Raw genomic sequence first — 311 nt, 5'->3', positions numbered from 1 at the left:
CGCCACGGCCGGGCGACGCGGGCCAGGAGCCTCAGGCCCTTGGCCAGCGGCCACCACAGATCCCCGGGAGGCGGACCCCGCCAGGTCACCCGGAGCCCCCGGCGATGGGCCAGCCAGCCCACCAGCAGCGATAGCGCCAGCCCCGCCCCCACCGGCCACCACAGGCCGGCGAGCTCGCCCGCGGGCGGCGACGCCGGACGCAGGCCCAGCGCCGGCAGCCACAGCGGCAGCGTCAGGGCACAGGCCACCAGCAGCAGCCAGGCCAGCGACATGGGGGCAAGCAGCGGCACCAGACCATCCGCCCGGGCCAG

General features: G+C 78.5%; 1 pseudogene. It reads right to left on the bottom strand.

Annotation, left to right across the window (positions count from 1 at the left end):
* Positions 1–311, bottom strand: a pseudogene (locus tag J5F18_RS06870) (hypothetical protein); the annotation flags it as partial.

It is taken from the genome of Halomonas sp. BM-2019 (assembly GCF_017584085.1).
The sequence above is the reverse complement of the archived record's forward strand: the minus strand, read 5'-3'. Positions and strand labels throughout refer to the sequence as shown.